This window comes from Allobosea sp. CRIB-10 (genome assembly GCF_900112185.1).
Lineage (GTDB): Bacteria > Pseudomonadota > Alphaproteobacteria > Rhizobiales > Beijerinckiaceae > Allobosea.
Genome location: NZ_FOKP01000060.1, coordinates 1 through 5,412, shown reverse-complemented (window position 1 = coordinate 5,412; position 5,412 = coordinate 1). Strand labels below are relative to the sequence as shown.

At 60.7% G+C, this 5,412-nt stretch carries 5 protein-coding genes; all 5 read right to left on the bottom strand.

Features of this window, described 5'->3' with window-relative positions; translation table 11 throughout:
• Positions 1 to 772 precede the first annotated feature (772 nt).
• The 5 genes from rfbA to BMZ69_RS31450 all read right to left on the bottom strand — a co-directional run bounded on the left by rfbA (position 773) and on the right by BMZ69_RS31450 (position 5,222).
• Entirely contained in the window at positions 773 to 1,642 is an 870-nt protein-coding gene (rfbA, locus tag BMZ69_RS30810; protein ID WP_092163829.1) for a glucose-1-phosphate thymidylyltransferase RfbA, read from the bottom strand.
• A 6-nt stretch (positions 1,643 to 1,648) separates the two neighbouring features.
• The gene (gene rfbD, locus BMZ69_RS30805; RefSeq protein WP_092163828.1) at positions 1,649 to 2,542 is read right to left on the bottom strand and encodes a dTDP-4-dehydrorhamnose reductase; all 894 of its coding nucleotides are present in this window, start codon (positions 2,540 to 2,542) and stop codon (positions 1,649 to 1,651) included.
• A 15-nt stretch (positions 2,543 to 2,557) separates the two neighbouring features.
• Positions 2,558 to 3,115 (bottom strand): dTDP-4-dehydrorhamnose 3,5-epimerase, encoded by a 558-nt coding sequence (gene rfbC, locus BMZ69_RS30800; RefSeq protein WP_092163827.1) that lies wholly within the window; start codon positions 3,113 to 3,115, stop codon positions 2,558 to 2,560.
• A 17-nt stretch (positions 3,116 to 3,132) separates the two neighbouring features.
• Entirely contained in the window at positions 3,133 to 4,188 is a 1,056-nt protein-coding gene (rfbB, locus tag BMZ69_RS30795; protein ID WP_092163826.1) for a dTDP-glucose 4,6-dehydratase, read from the bottom strand.
• 131 nt (positions 4,189 to 4,319) lie between these two features.
• Positions 4,320 to 5,222, bottom strand: coding sequence for a glycosyltransferase family protein (locus tag BMZ69_RS31450; protein WP_139219322.1), 903 nt, complete (start codon positions 5,220 to 5,222; stop codon positions 4,320 to 4,322).
• Between the last annotated feature and the right edge of the window lie 190 nt (positions 5,223 to 5,412).

Here is a 5,412-nt window from a genome sequence, read left to right as displayed (position 1 = left end):
CAAAGTTCGGATCAGCGCACAACAGCGATGACGGCGACGAACGCGCTCGAAACAGGCCGGCCACCATAGTCCACGCCTACCCGCGCACAGGTCTCATGAGTCACGCGCACTGGCTATAACTTCAACTTGGCCCGCCTTTTCGGGGCTGGCATCGCTCATGTCAGAGCCAAGGATCGACACAAGAATTTTGTAGTGTTGCTATTTCAATTCCAATGGAGAAGTCAATCGCGACGGTGTTTCACACAACATCCTCACTGCTGACCGACCGATTCGCCCGAAATCTGTTTGGCTCCGTGATTATTTTACTATATCGATGCATCCATATATCATAAACGATTTCAAAAGAGCCATGATGGTCAAACGTAATGGGAATAAAGTTTGACAAATATCTCATTGCTCGAGAGAAGCCGAATGTCGTTGTTTATCAATTCATCGAGCGCTTCCTCAACGGCGCAGTCCCAATAGCGTAAAGCTCATCTGCCTCAGCTTATAAGCTATGCACCAGACCCTCGCGATTGAAACGGCGTCACCAAAAAAGGCCACATGGAGGGTCCCTGAGGCCCCGCCCGGCACGTGCTACGGGCAAGGCCCTGCACTCCACTGCCGGCGAATCGGCCGGGCTCCCCCCGTTGGCTGCGTCCGAAACGAGCCGATCGCGTCACAGTGGGTAGCCACCGACCTTATGTCCGGCTCAGGCTGATGTCCTCAGTCGGGCGGCCTTGCAGGCAGGTCTCTCGCCGCGACGAGAGACCAATCAGGTGTCCTGACAGTCTCAATCGGGTAGGACGACCTCCAAAAGATATCGCCCATAATCACTCTTTTTCAACTCGTCGGCTTTTTTTGCCAGCTGATCGGTCGAGATCCATCTCTGCCGATAGGCGATCTCTTCTGGGCAGGCGATACGCAGGCCCTGCCGGCTCTCCAGCGTGCGCACGAACTCGCCCGCCTCGATGAGGCTATCTGGCGTTCCCGTATCGAGCCAGGCGAAGCCGCGGCCCATGCATTCGACGGAAAGCTGGCCGCGATCGAGATAGACGCGATTGACGTCGGTGATTTCGAGCTCGCCGCGGGCGGAAGGCTTCAGGTTGGCGGCGATGTCGACCACTTGCTCGTCGTAAAAGTAAAGTCCCGTCACGGCCCAGCTCGACTTCGGCGCTTTGGGCTTCTCCTCGATCGAGACCGCTTTTCCGGCTGCGTCGAACTCCACCACGCCGTAACGCTCCGGATCGCGGACATGATAGGCGAAGACGCTCGCGCCGTTGGCCCGCGCCGAGGCGGAAGCCATCATCTCAGGGAGGGCATGGCCGTAGAACAGATTGTCGCCGAGAATCAGAACCGAGGGCTGACCCGCCACGAAGTCGGCGCCGATAAGATAGGCCTGCGCCAGCCCGCCCGGATGCGGCTGCTCGGCATAGGACAGGCTCATGCCCCAATCCGAGCCGTCGCCGAGCAGGCGCTGGAAATGGGGCAGGTCATGCGGGGTAGAGATGATCAGCACCTCGCGAATGCCGGCGAGCATTAGCGTCGAGAGTGGATAGTAGATCATCGGCTTATCGTAGACCGGCAGAAGCTGCTTCGACATCGCCAGCGTCATCGGATGGAGCCGCGTGCCGGAGCCACCGGCTAGGATGATGCCCTTCATCGTCTTCTATCCCGTCTGTTCGGTGCCCAGAAGTCGGCGCACGCAGAATGCGAGCGAGACCTGCCAATGCGGCAGGCTCACGCCATGAACCGTTTCGAGCCTTGAGGAATCCAGCCGTGAATTGGCGGGCCGCCGCGCAGGCGTCGGATAATCGGATGTCGCGATGCGCTTGACCCGCACCGGCTTGCCGCCGAGCTTTTCGCGTTCGACGAAGATCGCCTCCGCGACATCGGCCCAAACCGCCTCGCCCTGGGCGCCCATATGAAAGACGCCGCGCAGCGGCGCATCGGTGGGGCGCTTGACCAGATTGCGGGCCACGCTGAAAACCGCATCGGCGATGTCGAGGGCGCTAGTTGGGCAACCGGCCTGGTCGGCCACCACGCTGACCTCGTCGCGCGTCTCCGCCAGCCGCAGCATGGTCTTGACGAAATTCTTGCCGAAGGGGCTGTAGACCCAGGCGGTCCGGAGGATCGCGTGGATCGGGTTGGCCGCGGCCACCGCCTCTTCGCCTGCGAGCTTGCTGCGGCCATAGGCCGAGATCGGCGCGACTGGGTCCTCCTCGCGATAGGGCCGGCCGAGGCTGCCGTCGAAGACATAATCGGTCGAGATCTGAATGACGGGCACGCCGAGCCCCGCCGCAGCGCTGGCGACCTTACCGGCCGCGTCGCCATTCACCCTTCGAGCCACCGCCTCTTCGCTTTCCGCGACATCCACGGCGGTGAAGGCCGCGGCATTGACGATGAGATCGGGCTGCGTCGCAGCGATCGCGAGGCCGATCGAATCGAGCTGCTCCAGATCGAGCCCCGGGCGGCCGAGCGCGGTCACGGTCACGCCCTGCGGCGCGCGCTCCAGCATGGAGAGCACGACTTGACCCGATTGGCCCGTGACGGTGATCCTCATACTCGCCTCCCGCACTCAGTTGAAGTAGCGCGGCAGATCCGCCAAGCGCGGATGCTTGCGGTCCTTGTCCGACAGCACGAGCTCGGCATGTGGGAAGTACCAGTCGACGCCAAGCGCCGGATCATCGAAGGCGAGGCCGTGATCATTGGCCGGTCCGTAGGGCGCCGTCACCTTGTACAGCACCTCGGTATCCGGCTCGAGCGTGACAAAGCCATGGGCGAACCCTATCGGGACCAAGAGCTGGCGCCAGTTTTCGGCAGAGAGCTCGACCGACACATGTTGGCCGAAACTCGGCGAGGAGGCGCGCAGATCGACGGCGACGTCGAGCACGCGGCCCTTGGTCACGCGGACCAGCTTGTCCTGCGCAAAGGGCGCCGACTGGAAATGCAGGCCGCGCAGCGTGCCGACCTGCGCCGAAAGCGAGTGGTTGTCCTGCACGAAGACGAGATCAATCCCCGCCGCCGCCATCTCGGACTGCTTGTAGACCTCGGAAAAGAAGCCACGATGGTCTCCGTGCCTCTTGGGGGTGATGATCTTGACCGCGGGGATGGCGGTTTCTTCGACGCTGAACATGTTTTCGTCCGTCCGGTTCAAGCCGCGCCGAGGCGCTCGCCGCGATAGACGCCGGAGCGGATGTCGCCCCACCATTTCTCGTTGACGAGATACCATTCGACAGTGCGGCGAAGCCCGGTCTCGAAGGTCTCTTTCGGCGTCCAGCCGAGTTCGCGACCGATCTTGCCGGCATCGATCGCATAGCGCGCATCATGGCCGGGCCGGTCTGTGACATAGCTGATCAGCCGCTCATGCGGACCCGCCGGATCGGGTCGGAGCTCGTCGAGAATGGTGCAGATGCCCCTCACCACGTCAATATTCGTCTTCTCGTTATGACCGCCGATATTGTAGCTCGCGCCGGTGGCGCCGCGCTCGGCCACCGTCAGTAGCGCATCGGCATGGTCGTCGACATAGAGCCAGTCGCGGACGTTGAGGCCGTTGCCATATACGGGCAACTTCTTGCCCTCCAGCGCATTGATGATCATCAGCGGGATGAGCTTTTCGGGGAAGTGATAGGGCCCGTAATTGTTGGAGCAATTGGTCAGCACGACCGGCAGGCCATAGGTGTGATGCCAGGCGCGCACGAGATGGTCCGACGCCGCCTTGGAAGCGGAGTAGGGCGAGTTCGGCTGATAGGCCGTGTCCTCGCTGAAGAAACCCTCTTCGCCGAGCGAGCCGAACACCTCGTCGGTCGAGATATGGTGGAAGCGGAAGCGCTCTTTGGCCTCGCTTTCGAGTGTCCGCCAATGCCGCAGCGCTTCCTGCAACAGGGCGAAGGTGCCGACGATATTGGTCTGGATAAAATCGCCTGGCCCATCGATCGAGCGGTCGACATGGCTCTCGGCTGCGAGATGCATCACGATGTCGGGCCGAAAATCGGCGAAGATCGCCCGCATGCGCTCGCCATCGCCGATATCGGCCTGCTCGAAGCGATACCGATTGCTGCCCGCCACGGGCGCGAGCGAAGCGAGATTGCCGGCATAGGTCAGCTTGTCGACGACGCAAAGATCATGCTGCGTCTCGCCGATCAGTTTGCGCACTACCGCCGAGCCGATGAAGCCGGCACCGCCGGTGACGAGGAACTTCAATGACATGGGTGTCACTCCACAAGCATCGACTGCTGCATGAGCTTTTTTGCAGTCGGCAACAACCAGCGTCTCAGGCTGCTGTCAAGTTTGCCAAGCTTGAGACAGCATAGAACCTGCAGACAGCCACACCAAAGCAATCACGAAATGCCGAGAGGTGCTGGCCCGAGACGCCCCCGCAAGCCATCGATCAGACCAGTCCAAGCCGGCCTGGTGGCACCCTTATCGCCTCGTATTGCCAGCAGGCCGAGCTGAGCGGCGAGCGCAGCAGCGGACTTGACACGCCATCGCCAAGGTACATGAGCGAGCTGTGCCGTCGCCACAACATTGCGAACGTAATAATAATTCCGCACATTCGTCTGGCGCAATATTTGGGGCTTTGCGATTTCCTCCGGCCTTACATCTTCGCCCCAACGGTGCGGCATTTCAAGTCGAGGCACCAAATAGGTAGACCAGCCGAGATTCCACGCCCTGAATCCCCATTCGACATCGATCCCCGCGATAAAGAAATCGTCGCGAAACGGGCCAATCGTCTCATAGGCTTGGCGGTTAACGAGCGATCCCGATGTTGGTGCAAAATCCAGCGAAACAAGCCCATCAGCCCGCTCCAAACTGCGCCGCTGGTAGCGTATGGGCTTGTAAAAGCCCTCAGAAGGCGGGATAAGGAGTGGAGCGATTAGAGCGACATTCTCTTGCCGTTCGAGAGCGAGGCTCCGAGCCGTCAATTGATCCAAAAGGTCAAGCGATGGCGCGCTGTCTTGATCCAGCAGCATGATATGACTGAATCCGTCCTCAAAAGCAGCTTGGGCTATTGCATTCAGTCCCATACCCAAGCCAACGTTTGTAGGACTTTCAATCAATCGCAGATCGGCACCCGCAAATGCCGCTAGGATTTCGTGATTCATCGGGCCATTGGCGAAAGCGAACAATCTTCGCCCCGCTAACGCACATCCGAGCGCCTTAAGTAATTTTGCATCAGGCTTGTATAGCACCACGCCGGCACAAGGCCGGCTTTGCCGCCCGATCGGGTTATTATCCTTCATGCGGCCTCGGTTCGAATATTTTGTCGCTCAAGCGCCTAGATGGCGACCCCCGAAAACTTCTACAGGGTGCCCCCACCTCACTCAACCATGCGAGCTGGACGGTCCCCGGTTTCGTGGACAAAGCCGAGCCTCACGCCGACGCGCGTTCGAACGCTTCGGGACTGATGCCGCCGAGATGGCTGTGACGGCG

What these genes read in the sequence shown, in the direction of transcription:
- rfbA (WP_092163829.1), bottom strand. Translation starts at nt 1,642, where the DNA reads ATGAAGGGCATCATCCTAGCCGGTGGCTCCGGCACGCGGCTCCATCCG.
- rfbC (WP_092163827.1), bottom strand. Translation starts at nt 3,115, where the DNA reads ATGTTCAGCGTCGAAGAAACCGCCATCCCCGCGGTCAAGATCATCACC.
- rfbD (WP_092163828.1), bottom strand. Translation starts at nt 2,542, where the DNA reads ATGAGGATCACCGTCACGGGCCAATCGGGTCAAGTCGTGCTCTCCATG.
- rfbB (WP_092163826.1), bottom strand. Translation starts at nt 4,188, where the DNA reads ATGTCATTGAAGTTCCTCGTCACCGGCGGTGCCGGCTTCATCGGCTCG.
- BMZ69_RS31450 (WP_139219322.1), bottom strand. Translation starts at nt 5,222, where the DNA reads ATGAAGGATAATAACCCGATCGGGCGGCAAAGCCGGCCTTGTGCCGGC.